The organism is Paenibacillus sp. NPDC057934 (assembly GCF_042887565.1).
Lineage (GTDB): Bacteria > Bacillota > Bacilli > Paenibacillales > Paenibacillaceae > Paenibacillus_AQ.
In genome coordinates this window covers 292,632-308,901 of record NZ_JBHVPB010000008.1, presented here as the reverse complement: position 1 = coordinate 308,901, position 16,270 = coordinate 292,632, and the positions used below count along the sequence as shown (strand labels likewise).

18 protein-coding genes, 1 pseudogene and 1 riboswitch are annotated in these 16,270 nt (G+C 46.7%); of the genes and pseudogenes, 12 read left to right on the top strand and 7 right to left on the bottom strand.

What is annotated here, in order from left to right:
- The first annotated feature begins 21 nt into the window (after positions 1 to 21).
- The 7 genes from ACFVRY_RS19975 to ACFVRY_RS19945 all read left to right on the top strand — a co-directional run bounded on the left by ACFVRY_RS19975 (position 22) and on the right by ACFVRY_RS19945 (position 7,077).
- On the top strand, positions 22 to 1,647 hold the full coding sequence (locus ACFVRY_RS19975; RefSeq protein WP_387502043.1) for a putative polysaccharide biosynthesis protein: 1,626 nt from the start codon (positions 22 to 24) through the stop codon (positions 1,645 to 1,647).
- 93 nt (positions 1,648 to 1,740) lie between these two features.
- A complete protein-coding gene (locus ACFVRY_RS19970; protein ID WP_387502042.1) occupies positions 1,741 to 2,085 on the top strand; it encodes a thioredoxin family protein in 345 nt (114 codons plus the stop codon).
- Positions 2,086 to 2,299: 214 nt separating this feature from the next.
- The gene (locus ACFVRY_RS19965) at positions 2,300 to 3,232 is read left to right on the top strand and encodes a COX15/CtaA family protein (RefSeq protein ID WP_387502041.1); all 933 of its coding nucleotides are present in this window, start codon (positions 2,300 to 2,302) and stop codon (positions 3,230 to 3,232) included.
- A gap of 140 nt (positions 3,233 to 3,372) precedes the next feature.
- Complete coding sequence (locus ACFVRY_RS19960; protein WP_387502040.1) at positions 3,373 to 4,092, top strand: Cthe_2314 family HEPN domain-containing protein; 720 nt, start codon at positions 3,373 to 3,375, stop codon at positions 4,090 to 4,092.
- 121 nt (positions 4,093 to 4,213) lie between these two features.
- Positions 4,214 to 4,352, top strand: a riboswitch (SAM riboswitch).
- A 103-nt stretch (positions 4,353 to 4,455) separates the two neighbouring features.
- The gene (locus ACFVRY_RS19955; protein WP_387502039.1) at positions 4,456 to 5,472 is read left to right on the top strand and encodes a methionine ABC transporter ATP-binding protein; all 1,017 of its coding nucleotides are present in this window, start codon (positions 4,456 to 4,458) and stop codon (positions 5,470 to 5,472) included.
- Complete coding sequence (locus ACFVRY_RS19950) at positions 5,472 to 6,140, top strand: methionine ABC transporter permease (RefSeq protein WP_387502038.1); 669 nt, start codon at positions 5,472 to 5,474, stop codon at positions 6,138 to 6,140. The genes ACFVRY_RS19955 and ACFVRY_RS19950 overlap by 1 nt, the downstream gene beginning before the upstream one ends.
- 61 nt (positions 6,141 to 6,201) lie before the next feature.
- Positions 6,202 to 7,077, top strand: a complete 876-nt coding sequence (locus ACFVRY_RS19945) for a MetQ/NlpA family ABC transporter substrate-binding protein (protein WP_387502037.1) — start codon at positions 6,202 to 6,204, stop codon at positions 7,075 to 7,077.
- Positions 7,078 to 7,267: 190 nt separating this feature from the next.
- Here ACFVRY_RS19945 and ACFVRY_RS19940 read toward each other — a convergent pair whose 3' ends face one another.
- On the bottom strand, positions 7,268 to 7,516 hold the full coding sequence (locus tag ACFVRY_RS19940; RefSeq protein WP_066376413.1) for a NifU family protein: 249 nt from the start codon (positions 7,514 to 7,516) through the stop codon (positions 7,268 to 7,270).
- An 82-nt stretch (positions 7,517 to 7,598) separates the two neighbouring features.
- Here ACFVRY_RS19940 and ACFVRY_RS19935 point away from each other — a divergent pair, with 82 nt between their 5' ends.
- The gene (locus ACFVRY_RS19935) at positions 7,599 to 7,853 is read left to right on the top strand and encodes a YuzB family protein (RefSeq protein WP_387502035.1); all 255 of its coding nucleotides are present in this window, start codon (positions 7,599 to 7,601) and stop codon (positions 7,851 to 7,853) included.
- Positions 7,854 to 7,865: 12 nt separating this feature from the next.
- Here the strand turns inward: ACFVRY_RS19935 and ACFVRY_RS19930 are convergent, their stop codons facing one another.
- Positions 7,866 to 8,927 (bottom strand): NAD(P)/FAD-dependent oxidoreductase, encoded by a 1,062-nt coding sequence (locus tag ACFVRY_RS19930; protein WP_387502033.1) that lies wholly within the window; start codon positions 8,925 to 8,927, stop codon positions 7,866 to 7,868.
- Between the two features lie 49 nt (positions 8,928 to 8,976).
- Complete coding sequence (gene mqnE, locus ACFVRY_RS19925; protein ID WP_066376423.1) at positions 8,977 to 10,083, bottom strand: aminofutalosine synthase MqnE; 1,107 nt, start codon at positions 10,081 to 10,083, stop codon at positions 8,977 to 8,979.
- Positions 10,084 to 10,460: 377 nt separating this feature from the next.
- On the opposite strand from mqnE, the gene ACFVRY_RS19920 reads away from it, so the two are divergent.
- Positions 10,461 to 10,820 carry a HesB/IscA family protein gene (locus ACFVRY_RS19920; protein ID WP_066376425.1) on the top strand — a complete coding sequence of 120 codons (360 nt, stop codon included), beginning with the start codon at positions 10,461 to 10,463 and terminating at the stop codon, positions 10,818 to 10,820.
- A 476-nt stretch (positions 10,821 to 11,296) separates the two neighbouring features.
- Here the strand turns inward: ACFVRY_RS19920 and ACFVRY_RS19915 are convergent, their stop codons facing one another.
- Positions 11,297 to 11,752: a hypothetical protein gene (locus ACFVRY_RS19915; RefSeq protein ID WP_387502032.1), complete on the bottom strand. Its 456-nt coding sequence runs from the start codon at positions 11,750 to 11,752 to the stop codon at positions 11,297 to 11,299.
- Between the two features lie 287 nt (positions 11,753 to 12,039).
- Here ACFVRY_RS19915 and ACFVRY_RS19910 point away from each other — a divergent pair.
- Positions 12,040 to 12,216, top strand: a pseudogene (locus ACFVRY_RS19910) (HesB/IscA family protein); the annotation flags it as partial.
- A gap of 48 nt (positions 12,217 to 12,264) precedes the next feature.
- Here the strand turns inward: ACFVRY_RS19910 and ACFVRY_RS19905 are convergent.
- Positions 12,265 to 12,843, bottom strand: coding sequence for a hypothetical protein (locus ACFVRY_RS19905; protein WP_387502031.1), 579 nt, complete (start codon positions 12,841 to 12,843; stop codon positions 12,265 to 12,267).
- A 256-nt stretch (positions 12,844 to 13,099) separates the two neighbouring features.
- Positions 13,100 to 13,309, bottom strand: a complete 210-nt coding sequence (locus tag ACFVRY_RS19900) for a hypothetical protein (protein ID WP_387502030.1) — start codon at positions 13,307 to 13,309, stop codon at positions 13,100 to 13,102.
- Between the two features lie 388 nt (positions 13,310 to 13,697).
- On the opposite strand from ACFVRY_RS19900, the gene ACFVRY_RS19895 reads away from it, so the two are divergent.
- Both ACFVRY_RS19895 and sda read left to right on the top strand, forming a co-directional pair.
- A complete protein-coding gene (locus ACFVRY_RS19895) occupies positions 13,698 to 14,360 on the top strand; it encodes a YheC/YheD family protein (RefSeq protein WP_387502029.1) in 663 nt (220 codons plus the stop codon).
- Positions 14,361 to 14,676: 316 nt separating this feature from the next.
- Positions 14,677 to 14,820, top strand: a complete 144-nt coding sequence (gene sda / locus ACFVRY_RS19890) for a sporulation histidine kinase inhibitor Sda (protein ID WP_083205409.1) — start codon at positions 14,677 to 14,679, stop codon at positions 14,818 to 14,820.
- A 181-nt stretch (positions 14,821 to 15,001) separates the two neighbouring features.
- On the opposite strand, the gene ACFVRY_RS19885 is transcribed toward sda, so the two are convergent.
- On the bottom strand, positions 15,002 to 15,976 hold the full coding sequence (locus tag ACFVRY_RS19885; protein ID WP_387502126.1) for an NAD(P)/FAD-dependent oxidoreductase: 975 nt from the start codon (positions 15,974 to 15,976) through the stop codon (positions 15,002 to 15,004).
- Positions 15,977 to 16,270: the final 294 nt, after the last annotated feature.

Below are 16,270 nucleotides of genomic sequence, written 5' to 3'. Positions count from 1 at the left end.
CAGTGAAGAAGGCGAAGCAGTTTGTCCAAGAAAGAGTCTTTTGTCAAAGGCACGCTAATATTGGCTGCAGCGGCACTCGTGGCACGCGTGCTTGGTATTTTTCAGCGGGTTCCGCTGGAGCATCTGTTTGACGATATCGGGAATGCCGCATTTGTACAAGCCAACAATGTGTATTTAATGCTGCTGACGCTGGCTACTGCCGGCATTCCCAGTACACTTAGCAAAATGGTGTCGGAACGGTACGCACTGAACCGACCGGATGAAGCGCGGCAGGTCTATCGGGCGGCGCTTATTTTTGCTGCGGTGATGGGGGTCATTATGAGCGTGGCGCTGTACTTTGCCGCGCCGTGGTTCGCGAATCATGCCAAGGTACCACAGAGTACTAGGGCTATTCAGGCCATTGCGCCTGCGCTCCTCTTGTTCCCGGCCATCGCGATGATGCGTGGTTATCTGCAGGGACGCAATAATATGATGGCTGGCGGTATTTCACAGATTGTGGAGCAGATTGCCAGAGTATTCACAGCAATTTTGCTGGCTTATATTTTGCTCAAGCAAGGCTACGGAAATCCGATCATGGCAGCGGGTGCTTCCTTCGGGAGCGTGCTGGGAAGTATAGCTGCTTTTGGTGTCATGCTCTACTTCATCATGAAGACTCGGAAGAAGGATCGTCTGGAGAATTTAGACACAGCGCCTAGTGCCAAGCTTCCGATGTTTGGGATATATAAGGATATTTTTAGCCTGTCCATTCCAATCGTGCTATCATCCATGACGATCCAAGCAGTGTATTTCATTGATTCTACCCTGATTGTTCCACTTCTTAGTGGGCAGATCGGTGAGGCCAGCGCTACGCAGATGCTAGGAATTCTGGGGCAAAAAGCGCAGAGTATCGCGGGAATTCCACCTGTGCTTGCCATTGCGCTCAGTACTTCGCTGATCCCAGTCATCTCGGCGGCTTACGCGCGGCGGGACGATGTTCACCTGAAACGGCAGATCACACTGGCGCTGCGGATTTCTATTTTAACTGGAACACCGATAGTCATGTCATTGGTTGCTGCCGCTTATTCCATTAACGGGCTGCTATTCTCAGAGATTACGGGTACAGGAATTATTGCCCTCCTTACACTTGGTACCATTTTTCAAATTACGATGACAACTTCGAACTCGATATTGCTGGGGATGGGCAAATCCCGAATCTCCATGTTTTATGTACTCGGAGGAATCGCCACGAAGCTTATCTTCAGTTTGGTGCTCAGCCGGTTCATGGGGATCTACGGAATTGTTATTGCAACGGCACTCTGTTTTATCGTGATTACATACTTGAACCTGCGTCTGCTACGTAAGATCGTACCTTTCGAGATTATGGGTAAGCGTTGGGGAGGTTTTGTGCTTGCGGTGCTGGTCTCCGTGGGCATCGGCTATGGCTTGAATGAAGCTGGTATTCTGCTGACGCATGTTATGCCTGTACGTCTGGCTTTCTTGCTAACTTGTCTTGTGGTAGGTGTAGCAGTTGTGGTTATTTATCTTGTACTGCTTATCGTGTTAGGTGTGATCAGCAAGCAGGAAATTGCCGGATACCCACGTGCTCTGCAGAAGCTGCTGAACGCACTGATGAAATTACAGCCTTCTCGTGTGCGGGCAAGAGAATAAATGAGTGTACGATGATTTGACTTCCGCGTCACATTTTGCTTCACTTAAAAGGTACAGGCAACATATCTTTTATTGGAAGGGACTGACCCCTAGATGGATAAGATTAGTTCTCCCGCTGAGTTTCAGGTAGCGATTCAATCGCCCCGGCTGACAATAGCCGTATTCAAAGCCGACTGGTGTGTCGACTGCAAGTTCATTGATCCCTTTATGCCTGAGGTGGAGCAGAATTATCAAGGCCGCCTGACGCTCGTGGAAGTGGATGTCGACGCTGTTGGCGATGTAAGCCAGGAGCAGAACATTCTCGGCATTCCGAGTTTTGTGGCCTATACCGACGGACGCGAGCTGGTTCGCTTTGTGAGCAAGCTGCGCAAATCCCGTGAGGAAATCGAGAATTTCCTCAATACAGCTCTTGAGGTTTATCAAAGCATTCACAAGTAATGAATGGATATTGGAGACACCGCTTTCGCCCGTTTTATGAGCAAAGCGGTGTTTTTTTAGATATCGGATAACGCTGAGGTCATTTCTTCTCTAAAAAGTAGAATCAATTGCCGCAAACACCAATTTTTCGGTTATAATGGAAACGCATTACTTCATACTTTTCCAGCAAAAGTAATTCATTTACTTATTTATTTCATAATGCGGGTGATCACATTTGACGACAAATCAGTTGAAGTGGCTTAGTTACATAACCTGTCTGGTAATGTTCCTGGCACTGCTGGGCGGGGCGGTAGTAACCAAAACGGGTTCGGGCCTGGAGTGCGGAAATGAATGGCCATTGTGTCATGGGAAGCTGATTCCTGCATATACTGTAGGCTCCTTGATCGAATATACCCACCGCTTATTCAGCGGACTGGCGGGTATGCTCTCGCTTGCCTCCATGTTTGCCTTCTGGCGTTATGCGCGTCAGCGGCGCGATCTGTTAGTGTATGCCTGGATGACGCTGCTCTTTGTAATTGTACAAGGCGGAATGGGAGCGCTTGCAGTACTTAGATCCCAGTCTGCAGCCGTAATGGCGCTGCATATGGGATTCTCACTAATTGCGTTTGCCAGTTCCCTGATGTTGGCGCTAGGGTCCAAAAGAAGACATGAAGAAGGCGACGCTCTTCCTTTGCCCGGCAAGCCGGTAAGTATTTCTTTTCGCAATTTGACTTGGTTCACGACAATTTATTCTTACATCGTTGTCTACATAGGGGCGTTTGTTAGCCATACCGACTCCCAAGGGGGCTGCTCTGGCTGGCCACTTTGTAATGGGGAGTGGATTCCCGAGCTATCGGGGGGCGTTGGGGTAGTGTTCACACACCGGATAGCGGCTTTGCTGCTGTTTATGTTAACGGCATTGCTGGGACATTTGGCTTTCTGGAAGCAGAAGGACCACAGAGAGCTGAGAATGCTGGGGGTTGCAGCGGTTCTGCTATGCCTGATGCAGGTGTTTAGCGGGGCGGCGGTTGTGTATACGCTTGGGAATGATAAGCTCTACATCTTTGCCGCTCTTGCTCACATTTTGCTAATTGCCGGACTATTCGGTGTACTGTGTTATATGAGCGTACGGGTATGGCAGCTTAGCAAGGGAAACAGGGATGGATAGAGTGGCTTGCAGGGTGGGACAATAACCTAGAGACACAGTACTTTGCGTCGATGGTTGAAGTAACTGCGGAAAGATCAGGATCTTAGCTTAACATTCATATTTGAATCACTGCATTCGAAGTAGGCTAAGGAGGAGAACATATGCTGCGGATATTGCTGGGGGAATCACCCCGTGTGAACAGCGGTGTGCTCGCTGAGGCGATGGAACATATGGCGGAATTCACATCGCAGCTGCGCAAGGAAATAAACAAGTATGAGGACCGTGATCATGAGTACCGGAAGCTTGAGATCTGGACTCGCGGCCTGATCGTCTCATTAGATGAATTGGAGCAGAGTTGGTTTGCCGCTACCTTTTATCGAAAATCCGTAAAGGCTGGGTATATGGATGATATGTCGGTGGCCGAGCAGGGCGAATATGCGCGATATGTGTATTTTTATAAAAACGGATTTATTCGTGTCTTCTCTTTGCTGGACAAGCTTGGAACGGTATTGAACAGTATTTATGATCTTAATACATCCAGGGTTAAAACCCACTTCTCCTATTTCACGGTACTCCGGGAATTTCTTACTCACAGGGAACATGCTGCGCTAGCCGATCAACTGGAGAACATTAAGAACTCTTACCGGGAGCCACTGCAGAACCTGCGCAAGCGCCGCAATGCCGAAATCCATTATATGAATGCTGAAATGCAAGATGATTTGTGGCAGCGACATCAGGGGCTCCATGACAAAATACAGCTGGAGGATCTTGATAGTCATCTGGAGGATTTGAAGCAGGGGCTGGAAATGGTCTGCAAATCATTAGAGGCTGTATATAAATACAGCCTGGAACAATGGTCTAAGAATACTGGGAAATCCTGATCATGTAAAAATGGAATTCTGCGGAAAATTTTCCTTTGACAAAGAATGCAGAACTAAACTATACTAAATCATGCCTTCTTAGGCTGGATATTTTATGACAACCTACAACACTATATCACATATCTTATCGAGAGCGGCGGAGGGATAGGCCCGATGAAGCCCGGCAACCGATTTATGTTTATGCGTGAACCACGTGTACATAAGTGCCATGGTGCTAATTCCTACAATGCCGTGTGAGTGCGGACGTTGGCAGATGAGACGGCATTGTCTATAAGCGCACAGGGCCTCTTGCGATCTGCAAACGATCGTCGGGGGCTTTTTTTGTATAATTCACTGATATTATCGTTAAAGGAGGACGGCAGCTTGATAGAGCTAAAGAGTCTAACTAAGGTATATGGAAAAGGGAGCAAGACCGCCACCGCACTCTCGGGTCTAAACCTGTCGATCAAAAAAGGGGAAATCTTCGGAGTCATCGGCCATTCCGGGGCAGGGAAAAGCACGCTGATCCGCTGCATTAATCTGCTGGAGCGTCCGACCGAAGGCGAGGTCTGGGTAGATGGCGTCGAGCTGACACAATTACTGGAAGGTCAGCTTCAGGAGAAGCGCCGCAAGATCGGAATGATTTTTCAGCACTTCAATCTGCTGTCCTCCGCTACCGTATATGAGAACATCGCCTTTCCGCTGCGGCTGACACGCGCTTCAAAGAATTTCATTGATAATAAGGTCAAGGAATTGTTGGCTCTGGTAGGGCTGGAGGAACATCGGGACAAGTACCCGGCTCAGTTATCAGGCGGTCAAAAACAGCGTGTCGGCATCGCCCGTGCGTTGGCCAGCGACCCGGATGTGCTTCTTTGTGACGAGGCGACTTCGGCACTTGACCCGCAGACGACGGATTCGATTCTCCGGCTGCTGCTGGATATCAATAAACGATTCCATCTGACCATTGTGCTCATTACGCACGAAATGCATGTGATCCAGAGCATCTGTGACCGGGTAGCTGTCATCCATGGCGGCGGCATTGTGGAGCAGGGAGAAGTGACGGAGGTCTTCCTGAAGCCCAAGCATGAGATTACCCGCGAATTTATCCGTAGTGAGGCACAGCATGATGGGCCGCTCAGAGCAGCTATTGACGCCTCCCATGATGGCTCAGCCCAAGCGGTTAAGATTACCTTCCTCGGGCCCAAAACGTACGGCTCTGCCTTGTCCCAGATTGCACGAGAGACAGGCGTTGATTTTGCTATTCTTTCGGGCACCATCTCTACGATCAAGGATGTGCCCTACGGGCAACTGATCGTTCGCTTTGAAGGAGAGGCCGAGAAGATTGCACAGACCATCGCAGAACTGACGGCTCAAGGTCTTGATGTGGAGGTGATTGCGTAATGGGCGGCTTGAATTTTAGCGAAACGAACTGGCCGGAAATGATGGAGGCCACAATATCCACCCTGAAAATGTTAGGAATTTCCGGAATATTCACAATTATTCTTGGTTTACCACTCGGAATTATGCTATATTTATGGGGGAGATCGGATCAGACCTTTTTAAAAGCTATTTATTCCGTCATTTCTCTCGTAGTGAATATCCTGCGTTCCATCCCGTTCATTATCTTAATTGTAGTCCTAATGCCTGTCAGTAAAGCGGTTGTTGGGACAACCATTGGCGTGTTGGGAACAATACCGGCTTTCGTTATTGCGGCAACACCATTCTTCGCTCGACTTGTAGAGACGGCACTGCGGGAAGTGGATCGTGGGGTTATCGAAGCGGCACAAGGAATGGGAGCATCCACAGGACAGATCGTTATGCGGGTACTTCTGCCGGAGGCAAGACCGGGTCTGCTGGCCGGTATTACCATTACCATCGTTACCATCGTTTCTTATACGGCGATGGCAGGAACAGTCGGCGGAGGAGGACTCGGCGATCTGGCCATCCGATATGGGTATCTACGCTATCAGAAGGAAGTCATGATTATCTCTGTAGTAATAATGGTCATTCTGGTGCAGCTGCTGCAAATGGCCGGTGACCGGCTGGTAAAGTATTTTACAAGGAAATAAGGGGAATTTATTATAGATATCCTTATTACAAAAAAACATACTGTTTGAGGGGGATTTACAAATGAAAAAAGTACTACTGACCTTTTTTAGCCTGACACTGATTCTGGTGCTGGCTGCTTGCGGTAATAACAATACTGCTTCCAATTCCGGAAATGCGGCTGCAACTAACGCTCCAGCCAATACTTCCGCAGAGCCGACCACTGAGCCTGCTGCTGACCCAGTAACTCTGGTAGTTGGAGCTTCTCCTGTACCTCATGCTGAGATTTTGAAAGCTATTGCTCCATTGCTTGAAGCACAAGGCATCAAGCTGGAAATCAAAGAATTCACCGACTATGTACAACCAAATGTGCAGCTAGCTGAGAAGCAACTGGATGCGAACTTCTTCCAGCACCAACCATACCTTGATGACCAAAACCAAAAGAACGGTTCTGATCTGGTTTCCGTAACTGCAGTTCATGTAGAGCCTTTCGGCGCATATTCCAAGAAAATCAAATCGATTGACGAACTGAAAGACGGCGCTACAGTAGCTATTCCAAACGATGCTACCAATGGCGGACGCGCACTGATTCTGCTTGCTAAGAATGGTCTAATCACGTTGAAGGATGACAAGAATATCACTTCAACTAAAGCGGATATCACCGAGAACAAAAAGAATCTAAAAATTGTTGAATTGGAAGCAGCAATGCTGCCACGTCAATTGGATGAAGTAGACCTTGCCCTAATCAACACAAACTACGCTCTGGAAGCTAAGCTGGTACCAACCAAAGATGCTTTGTTCATTGAGGGTGCAGATTCCCCGTACGCCAACATTCTGGTATCGCGTCCAGACAACAAGGATTCCGACGCGATCAAGAAGCTGGCTGCTGCTCTGACTTCTCCTGAAGCTAAGAAGTTCATCGAAGAGAAATACCAAGGCGCGATCATTCCTGCATTTTAAGATCATATTTAACAGCAAACCCCCGCGCCTTGAAGGCTGCGGGGGTTTTTGGTATGATAATGCGCATATTAGACGAGAACTGTTGAATTCATTTAAATTGGCTAATAATCGGAGAGCCTATTTGTTCCTATATTCAAAAAAAGAAGCCCGGAAGCCTTTAACAGGCTTCCGGGACAACTATAGAACGGGATTAGAATACTTGAATAACTTCTTCAATGCCTTCTACTTCTTCGATGAGGGCACGTTCAATCCCAGCTTTCAGAGTAATTGTGGAGCTTGGGCAGCTACCGCAGGCACCCATCAGCTTCAATTTAACAATGCCGTCTTCGACATCAATCAGTTCCACGTCACCGCCATCGCGTTGCAGGAACGGACGGAGCTTATCGAGCACTTCCAGCACTTCATCATACATGGACGTGCTTTGTGTAGTTTCACTCATTTCTCAATCACTCCTTTCTTAGTGTTATTATAGTACAAAAGTTTAAAAAATAAAATGGTTAGGACAGAATAGGGAGATCATCATGAGACCAATAATAGAATTTTGTGCCAGCAATGCCGGTCACGGAACCGATCGTTTGCGCATCAAGCTGGAACAAAACCCCGAATATGACGTCATTGAATATGGCTGTCTTAATAATTGCGGACAATGCTACCTGGCTCCGTTCGCCATGGTTGAAGGCGAAATTGTGGAAGCCGAGACCGCAGAAGAACTGGAAGCAGCAATAGATGCCAAGATCAAAGAACTGGAAGAATGGTTCAATATTGATCTGGACTAGTCCCATCCAGTCTTAGCCAAAATGACGTTTGGACATCCAGAGCACCCCGCTCTTAAGAAGGCGGGGGACTCTGCCCATGACGGAGCGCCGGCCCATGAGTCCAAATCCGGCGTTCTTGCCGAGGGAGCCTAATGTGCCTTTCAGGCGGATCTCATGCAGCTTTGGCGTCTCATTCCGCCATAGCGCCTGCAGAATCTGCCCTACCTGTTCACCCTGCCCTCCAGCTGCCTGGGCACTTGGGGCGAATGGCAGGCTCGCACAGTCGCCGATCACAAACACCTCCGGATACTGTGGCACCCGGTAATATTCGTCGAGAATAACCCGGCCGCCGCGATCCTTCGCCACATCCAGGTCTTGAACGACCTTGACTGGCTGGATACCTCCGGTCCACACGGTTACGTCTGAGGCAATGGCTTGATCGCCATTAAAGACAGCCCCGTCCTCGACGTGCGACACGCAGACACGAGATACAGTCTCCACGTGATGTGCGTTAAACCATTCCTCCACATACTGCGAGAGCTTCGCCGGGAAGGCGGATAGCACACGTTCCCCTCGATCCAGAATGGAGATGTTGAGGTCAGGACGACTTTCCCTTAGCTCTGCTGCTAGCTCAACCCCGCTGAGTCCCCCACCAACGATATTCACTTTACCGTAGGGTTTGATATCATTCAGGCGACGGTATGTTTCACGTGTACCCGCGAATGTCTGAATGCTGTGGGTATATTGCTCCGCTCCGGGGATGTTGTGGTAATTATCCGTACAGCCCAGAGCAATAGCCAAGATATCATAGGAGACCGGTTCGCCGCCCTCCATGGATACCACCCGGCTCTCTAGGTCAATCGAAGCAATCTCGCCGTACCTGACGGTCAGACGGGGATGAACCGGGAACTGGATGCGCAGATGGTAATCGGTGACGGTACCTGCGGCAAGCGCATAGTATTCCGTCTTGATGCCCTGATAGGGCATCCGGTCAATCAAAACAATTTCTACGTCAGAGGGAAGATGGTTGCCAATCAATTCTTGAATAAGGGCGAGGCCGCCGTAGCCGCCTCCTAGAACAAGCAGTGTTCGCATGAGACCTTACTTCCTTTCAGATAGGCATAGCCGGCGGATTCCGGCTTTCTTATTCGTAGACCTTGATTTCGTTATAGAAAGTATCGCGTTCGACAGGAATTCGTCCGGCACCTTTCACCAGCCAGATGAGCTCATCACGGGTCAAGCCTTCAGGAGTCAATGCACCTGCAGCATGACTGATGCGTTCCTTCAGGATCGTCCCGTGGACATCGGATGCACCGAAGTTGAGCGCCACTTGTGTTAATTGCGCACCGATATTAATGAAGTACGCCTTAATATGGTCGAAATTGTCCAGCATTAATCGGCTTACAGCAATTGTCTTGAGATCCTCATAAGCCGAGTTGCGGCGCATAATGCCGGCATTCTTGTTCTTAGGCTGCATAGACAGTGGAATGAATACCATAAAGCCGTTCGTTTCATCCTGCAATTCGCGAATTTGAAGCATGTGGCGAATCCGGTCCTCACGAGACTCGATGGAGCCATATAACATGGTCGTATGAGTCCTCATGCCAAGGTTGTGCGCGGTCCGGTGAACCTCCAGATATTCCTCGACGTTAGCTTTATCCACCCGCATTTTTTTACGGTATTGGTCAGACAGAATTTCCGCGCCGCCACCAGTTAACGTTTTAAGACCGGCTGCCCGTAGTTTTTCCAGCACTTCCCGGATACTCAGTCCACTGATTCGAGTGAAAAAGTCAATTTCTGCCGCCGTGTAGGCTTTTAGAGTAACTTCGGGAAATCTGTCATGCAGAGCTTGCAAGGAATCGACATAATATTGAAAGGGTACCTTATCATTATGCCCGCCGACAATATGGAATTCCCGCACCCCTGGATTAATGTGTTGTTCGACATATTGCACCATTTCCGGACCTGAAAGGGTATATGCGCCTTCTTCTCCGTCGTCTTTGCGGAAATTACAGAATGCGCAGCGAGATTCGCAGACATTGGTGAAATACAGACTCATATTTTCGATAAAATAAACCTTGTTTCCGTTCTTGCGAAGATTGACTTCATTGGCCAACTGGCCGATGGTTAGCAAGTCGTTGCTTTCATATAAATAAACGCCATCTTCCAGATTCAACCGTTCTCCGCCACGGACTTTCTCAATAATGGTTGCCATTCTGGCATCCGTATGAGGGGTTATAAGAGTAGACATATCATTTCCTCCTGAAAGTTTAGCGAAGCAAAAACTATGCATCGCAGTATTATACCAAGACCTGCCTGAATTCCAGGCATTTCTTTATCCTGTAGCGATAAGTGCGCCAGCTCTTCCCGTGACAAATTTTTGAATTTTTTCTCGGGCTGCCTCCCCTATTATAAACCTCTCTTTTGGGGGGAGCAACATCTGAAGCACATCTGCTTAGGTGTAATCAATAACCTTGATCACGGCAGTTATAACTTGAGAGCCGGGGGATAGTGGAGTATACTTAACTTACTTCAGAAAAATAACTTTTGGTCCTCTGGACCTTTAATACCGGAATGTTCCTGACGAATTCGCCGGAGCATCACATTAAGATTTAGGGAGGTACTGTTATGATTAATATTAGTGAAACAGCTGCGGAGCAGTTGAAGACAATGCTTGGAGAACAGGAGACACCGGGTATGTTCCTGCGTCTGGGTGTGGCAGCCGGGGGCTGCAGCGGGTTCTCTTACGCCATGGGCTTCGATGACAACGAGACCGACAAAGACGTATACATGGACGTGGAGGGCCTCAAGGTCGTGGTTGAGAAGGATGATCTGCGCTACCTCAACGGTCTGGAGATCGATTTCGAGGAATCCGGCATGACCGGAGGCTTTACCATTAACAACCCCAACGCAACCGCTACCTGCGGCTGTGGCAGCAGCTTCCGTACGGCTACAGATGCCGGAACGCCGAATGCGGAGCCTTGTTAATTGGTGAAGTGATGCGGTTTTCGAACCTCTTGAATTGTGTATGATGCAAAATACACTTTTTCAGGAGGTTTTTTTATGTTGAACAAGAAACAACGGAGAGCGCCAATTGGAAGAAGACTCGATCAAGAAGAATACCCGAGGATAACGTTTCAGCAGGGATTAGACTTTGCTATCACCAGATTTAAAAGAATATGAAGCAGATGATAGTTTAATAGGTTGGGTTAAGTCAGACCAGATTGAAGTTGCCGAAAGAATTGTCGTCGTCTGAAAAAGAAGATATACCAGTTACGGGTAACTTTTCAAACGCTACTAGAACAATAACATTTTTCAATGTTCAAGCGGGTACTTGTTATCGGAAATCCAAAATATTGGTAACACCACTATTAGTGAATATGGATCTGTCAATGATTAAGTAAAACAAGAAAGCCAAGAAGGAGCCATTGTCGAACAACAACGGCTCCTTCTTTATGAATTTACTATTTTGCTAAACTTGATGGAACATCAGTATCAGCCGAATTTTTATCTGTTTCATTTGTGAATATCCAACTGGGATACAATTTCGCTAATGTTGATTCATCTACTTTTAATAAGATCTTGCCTTCAAAAATTAGTTGGTTCGTATTAGATCCGATTTGATCTAACTTTCTTGCTATCTCAGATTCTTTGAAGATACTTTGTTCATCTACTGGCACGAAAATGCCATAAGGTGTATATAGTTGATTGAAATACGACCGTGCGAGTCTTGATTCTACAGTATCTAGAGTATCTAGAGTATTTACAGTATCTAATGGAAGATCAGTGTTAACAGGATTTGCTTCTGTCTTATTTAGGGCTACCGATTCTGGATCGGAATCCGCTTTTGAATTTGCACTTAATGCCACTCCTGAAATTATAGTCACTGCAAAGGCTATTAAAAATATTTTTTTTAACATGTGTATCTCCACCCTTTCTATACCAATATCTATTTCCTGCTTTCAAACTCCGTATTCAAAAAAAGTTGAAAGAATCGAGAAGGTTAGAGATGGAAAGAACTACACTAAAGAAAAAACCTCACTATAAAATGTATAATATTTCTAATTCGTATTATACTAACGTTGAGGTGTATGAGAACATCATTTTACGATAATAATCATTGCCTTGCCCATTAGATTTCTAGCTCTCTCATCTAAAATACAATCAACAGTACTCTTAGTTTAAACTATAAATCGCTGAAACCCTTGATGATCTGCGCTACCTCAACGGTCTGGAGATCGATTTCGAGAAATCCGGCATGACCGGAGGCTTCACCATCAACAAACCTAACACAACCGCTACATGCGGCTGTGGCAGCAGCTTCTGTACGGCTACGGATGCCGGGAAGCCGATTGCAGATTTTCACCTCCCGAATGGTGTATGATGCCAATACACTTTCGGGAGGTTTTTTATTATCATTAAGTTAAGGGAATTAGCCTACAGAAGAGAAACTGGGCGGGAAGGGGAATTCGTCGAACAAGCCGGTAGCGGTCTTGAGAATTTTCTCGGTAGATTCGTAAGGGATTTTCTTACTGCCTTTTCCTGAACTAAGCACTTGCGCGGTTTCGATTTGCACTTTTAATAAACGAAAAGTGGTTGATTTTTTTAATTTACTGACGTATTGAGAGGCCGCGGTGTCTGCTGAAGTATCGTAGTTTTCCAGTCGTGATAAGGATTCAAGGAGTCCTCCACACAAATCAGTAACATCCTTATTCGTTAGAACCCCTTTAAATTGGCTAGTCTGCTCTTTGATTTTGGACACGATAGCTTTAACCTCTTGGATTTGAGTCACTTCTGTCTTTAATCTGACTGTGGCGCTACGTACGTCAACATCTTCCTTGATCTCTAAAGCTTTGTTGTACACCTCTAGAGCTGCTTCATAATCCAGATTATCCTGATGCTGATTGGCTTGGGTGACTAAGTCATTAAATTTTCTGTCTTGCCTCGATACGCAGGAGGTGAGGAGTATCACTATAACTACTAGCACATGGATAGCTTTGATTGTTTTCAATAAACACCCTCCATATTATGGTACTTTACCTAATTATACGCATGTCCTCTCCAGCAGTGTCAATCGAAAAATACTCTGTTAAGCATTTAAATTCATTCCTGGATGAGTATCATCGGAGTGATGTACAAAGACAAAAACCTGCGGCTTCGGGACTGTAAAGTCCTGAAGCCGCAGGTTTATTTGTTTGCTGTCTATGAATCTTGTCTTACTGATAAATTTCTCTTCTATTATATGTAGCATTCAAGCTGCTGCCTTCTCATGCTGGGATAATAAATTTGTAATTGACCATGAACACGATCATTCCTGCGGCAACCAGAGAGAAGGCAATGCAGCTTGCCCCGAGTACTCTGCGGCGGTCCTTAATAAACTTAAAGCCGATAGCGCAGACCATAAGGGTCGTTCCCGCCAGAACAACGGACATAGCGATCATCGCCACCCAATACAATACCTCGAAAAATTGAGCCAATCCAGAGCGCCTCCCCATGTATAATGATTCGATTTTTGTCATGATTATTTTTTACTATACGATACTTGCCCAGGTTTGAAAAGCGGTTTCTTGCTTGCTACAGCTCATTTGATTGCGTTTACAAAACGTGTCGTATTTCTCCTGGGCAGCCTGTGACAAAATTCCGCGGTTATCTCTGCCCATTCTTGTTTTTTCTTGCCTTTGCCAAGGATTATATTTTTTTGCCGAAAAATGCAGTATCTTGGGCTTGTGTCAAGGGCGGTTGCTCCTGGCACGATCGCCCCTTTTTATTGTTAGCGGCCCGGGCACGGACAATCATACAGGAGGGCGGGGCACTTTCTGAGTAAAGTATACGGTAGGCTACGATAATGAAGGGAGAGGGAGGACGATGGCAGGAAGACAACTGGCCAGCAAATGGCTGAAAACCGAGGCGTTGCTTAGCGATTCCAGAGTTGCCGGTTACATTCCAAGAACACAGCAATATAGTGACGCTGCTTTGCTGGCTATGCTGAGCAGATACGGAAATGTAGTCATCAAACCCATTGTGGGTGGCGGAGGCTACGGTGTGATCAAGGTGTTCCGCGACCGGCGAGGGTATGGATTTACTTATATGTCGAAGACACGGATCTACCGTGATTTTAACGCTATGCGAAATGCCCTGAACAAAGTAAGAGTGCGGCGCAGATACTTGATCCAACAGGGGATATCCCTAGCACGGATTGCTGGCCGGCCCATTGACTATCGCGTCAAGGTAGTGAAGAACGGTGAGCACTGGGAATTTCGTTCAATGGTGGGGCGGTTGGCTCGGCCGGGTCTTTTTGTCACCAATTTATGTAAAGGTGGAACGATGCTGAGCTGCCGCGAAGGGCTGAGACGCTCGCTTCCGAGGGTGAAGTCAACTGCAAAGCGGGCCGAGATGCGTCGTCTGACGCTGATTTGTATTGAATTGCTTGAGCGGCATTTCCCCGGAATAGGTGAGTTGGGGTTTGATTATGCCGTGGATTTAAGTGGTAAAATATGGATTTTAGAAGTGAATACACGTCCCCAATAAATTAAATAATTTTTAAGAATTGACGATAATAGAAGTAGTAGGATAAAATTGCGTTTAGTTGTGTTTCCTTTAAGGCGATAATTACCGTAAAATATGACAATTCTGAAAATTTTTTTTCTGTATACAAGTGGAAAATCTCCTGTGTATAACTCTTATCCCCATAGTCCACTGCGTAGCTGTACTCTTTCTAACCCTTACACACAAATTATGCACAGGATTTCCACATGTACTTGTGGATAGTGAGAACGCTTGTTCGAAAAATGATAGTTTGATATGATAGATTCAGATCCAAATAAAGGAAAGGTAGGTGATCGTTATGGTTGAATTGTCGGATGAGATGCTGCTTGACTCTTACCATAGAGCAATAGAGCTGCAACTAGAGCATGATTTCATCGCTCTGTTACTCGTTGAAATTCGCAAACGGAACTTACACTCTCCAGGTCATGCGGTACTCCATTAAGACGCAGACGTTTTTCTGCAGCAGCTACATATATCAAACCGCAAGTCACACAAAATAGGGTATCCATCCCGGCTTGGTGTTAAGCCGACGGCAGGATACCCTTTTATTATGCTATGATAAATTATGCGTATTAGTGTATAAAAATTGATGTGCCATGTCTTAAGAGAGGTTTGGCAAACCTCTACAGCTTCAAGTTGCTGCTGTGTCCTGGAGAGAGCTTGGCCTCTGGATCAATATACACCTTCGCATTGTTCACGGCAGTCGGAGCTTCACCAAAACCTACAGCAATCAGCTTCAGCTTGCCCGGATAAGTCGTAATGTCACCTGCGGCAAAAATGCCCGCGATGTTAGTCTCCATACGGGAGTCTACCACGATAGAGTTGCTCTCAATCTCAATTCCCCACTCAGCGATGGGGCCTAATGACGAAACGAATCCGAAATTGACGATTACGCTGTCCACTTCGATTTCCTGCGTTTCCTTGGTCTTGATATGGGATAATGTCACTTTGGTTATGAATTCCTCGCCATGCAGGGCGGTAATTTCGGTTGGGGTAACAACGTTCACCTTGGAAGACATCAGCTTCTCCACGCTATGCTCATGCGCCCGGAATTTATCCCGGCGGTGAATCAGGGTGACCTGCTCAGCAATCGGCTCAAGCATCAAAGCCCAGTCTACTGCGGAGTCACCACCGCCGCTGATCAGCACTTTTTTACCCTTGAAGGCGTTCAGATCGTTGATGAAATAGTGCAGGTTGGCTTTCTCGAAACGCTGTGCCTCTGGCAATTCCAGACGACGCGGCTCGAATGCGCCTACTCCAGCTGTGATGATCACTGCTTTACTGTGGTATTCTGCTTTGTCAGTCGTTACCACGAAATGGCGTTCATCGCGTTTCTGTACGGAAACGACCTTCTCTTCCAACCGGATATCGGATTGGAACAGCTCCATTTGGCGGCTCAAATTGTCCACCAGCTCCTGTGCGGTAACTTTTGGGAAGCCAGCCACATCATAAATATATTTTTCAGGGTAAAGAGCGGCAAGCTGTCCTCCAAGTTGGGGCATACTTTCAATAAGGGTTACTGATGCCTGGCGCATACCGCCGTAAAATGCAGCGAACATGCCGGCCGGACCGCCGCCTATGATTAGCAGGTCGCTCATAGGAACGCCAGAAGAATCTAGAGTCACAGGATATTACACCTCCGAGTTGATATATTCAATTTGCCATACTTGTTTACACTCCCATTATAAACATTGTGGGTGAGACCTGCAAAGAATTTGACCTGGCTTAAGCGATATCCATTTTTTGATGATATCATTTGATTAATAATGCAGTTAGGTTTACAATAGATATGTCAATTTTCAATTTACTTTAAGTTTGATTGGAATTTCCTCTGAATTTAAGTGTATAATTTCACAAAAATGGTTTTCAAAAAATAACACATAGACAGATTG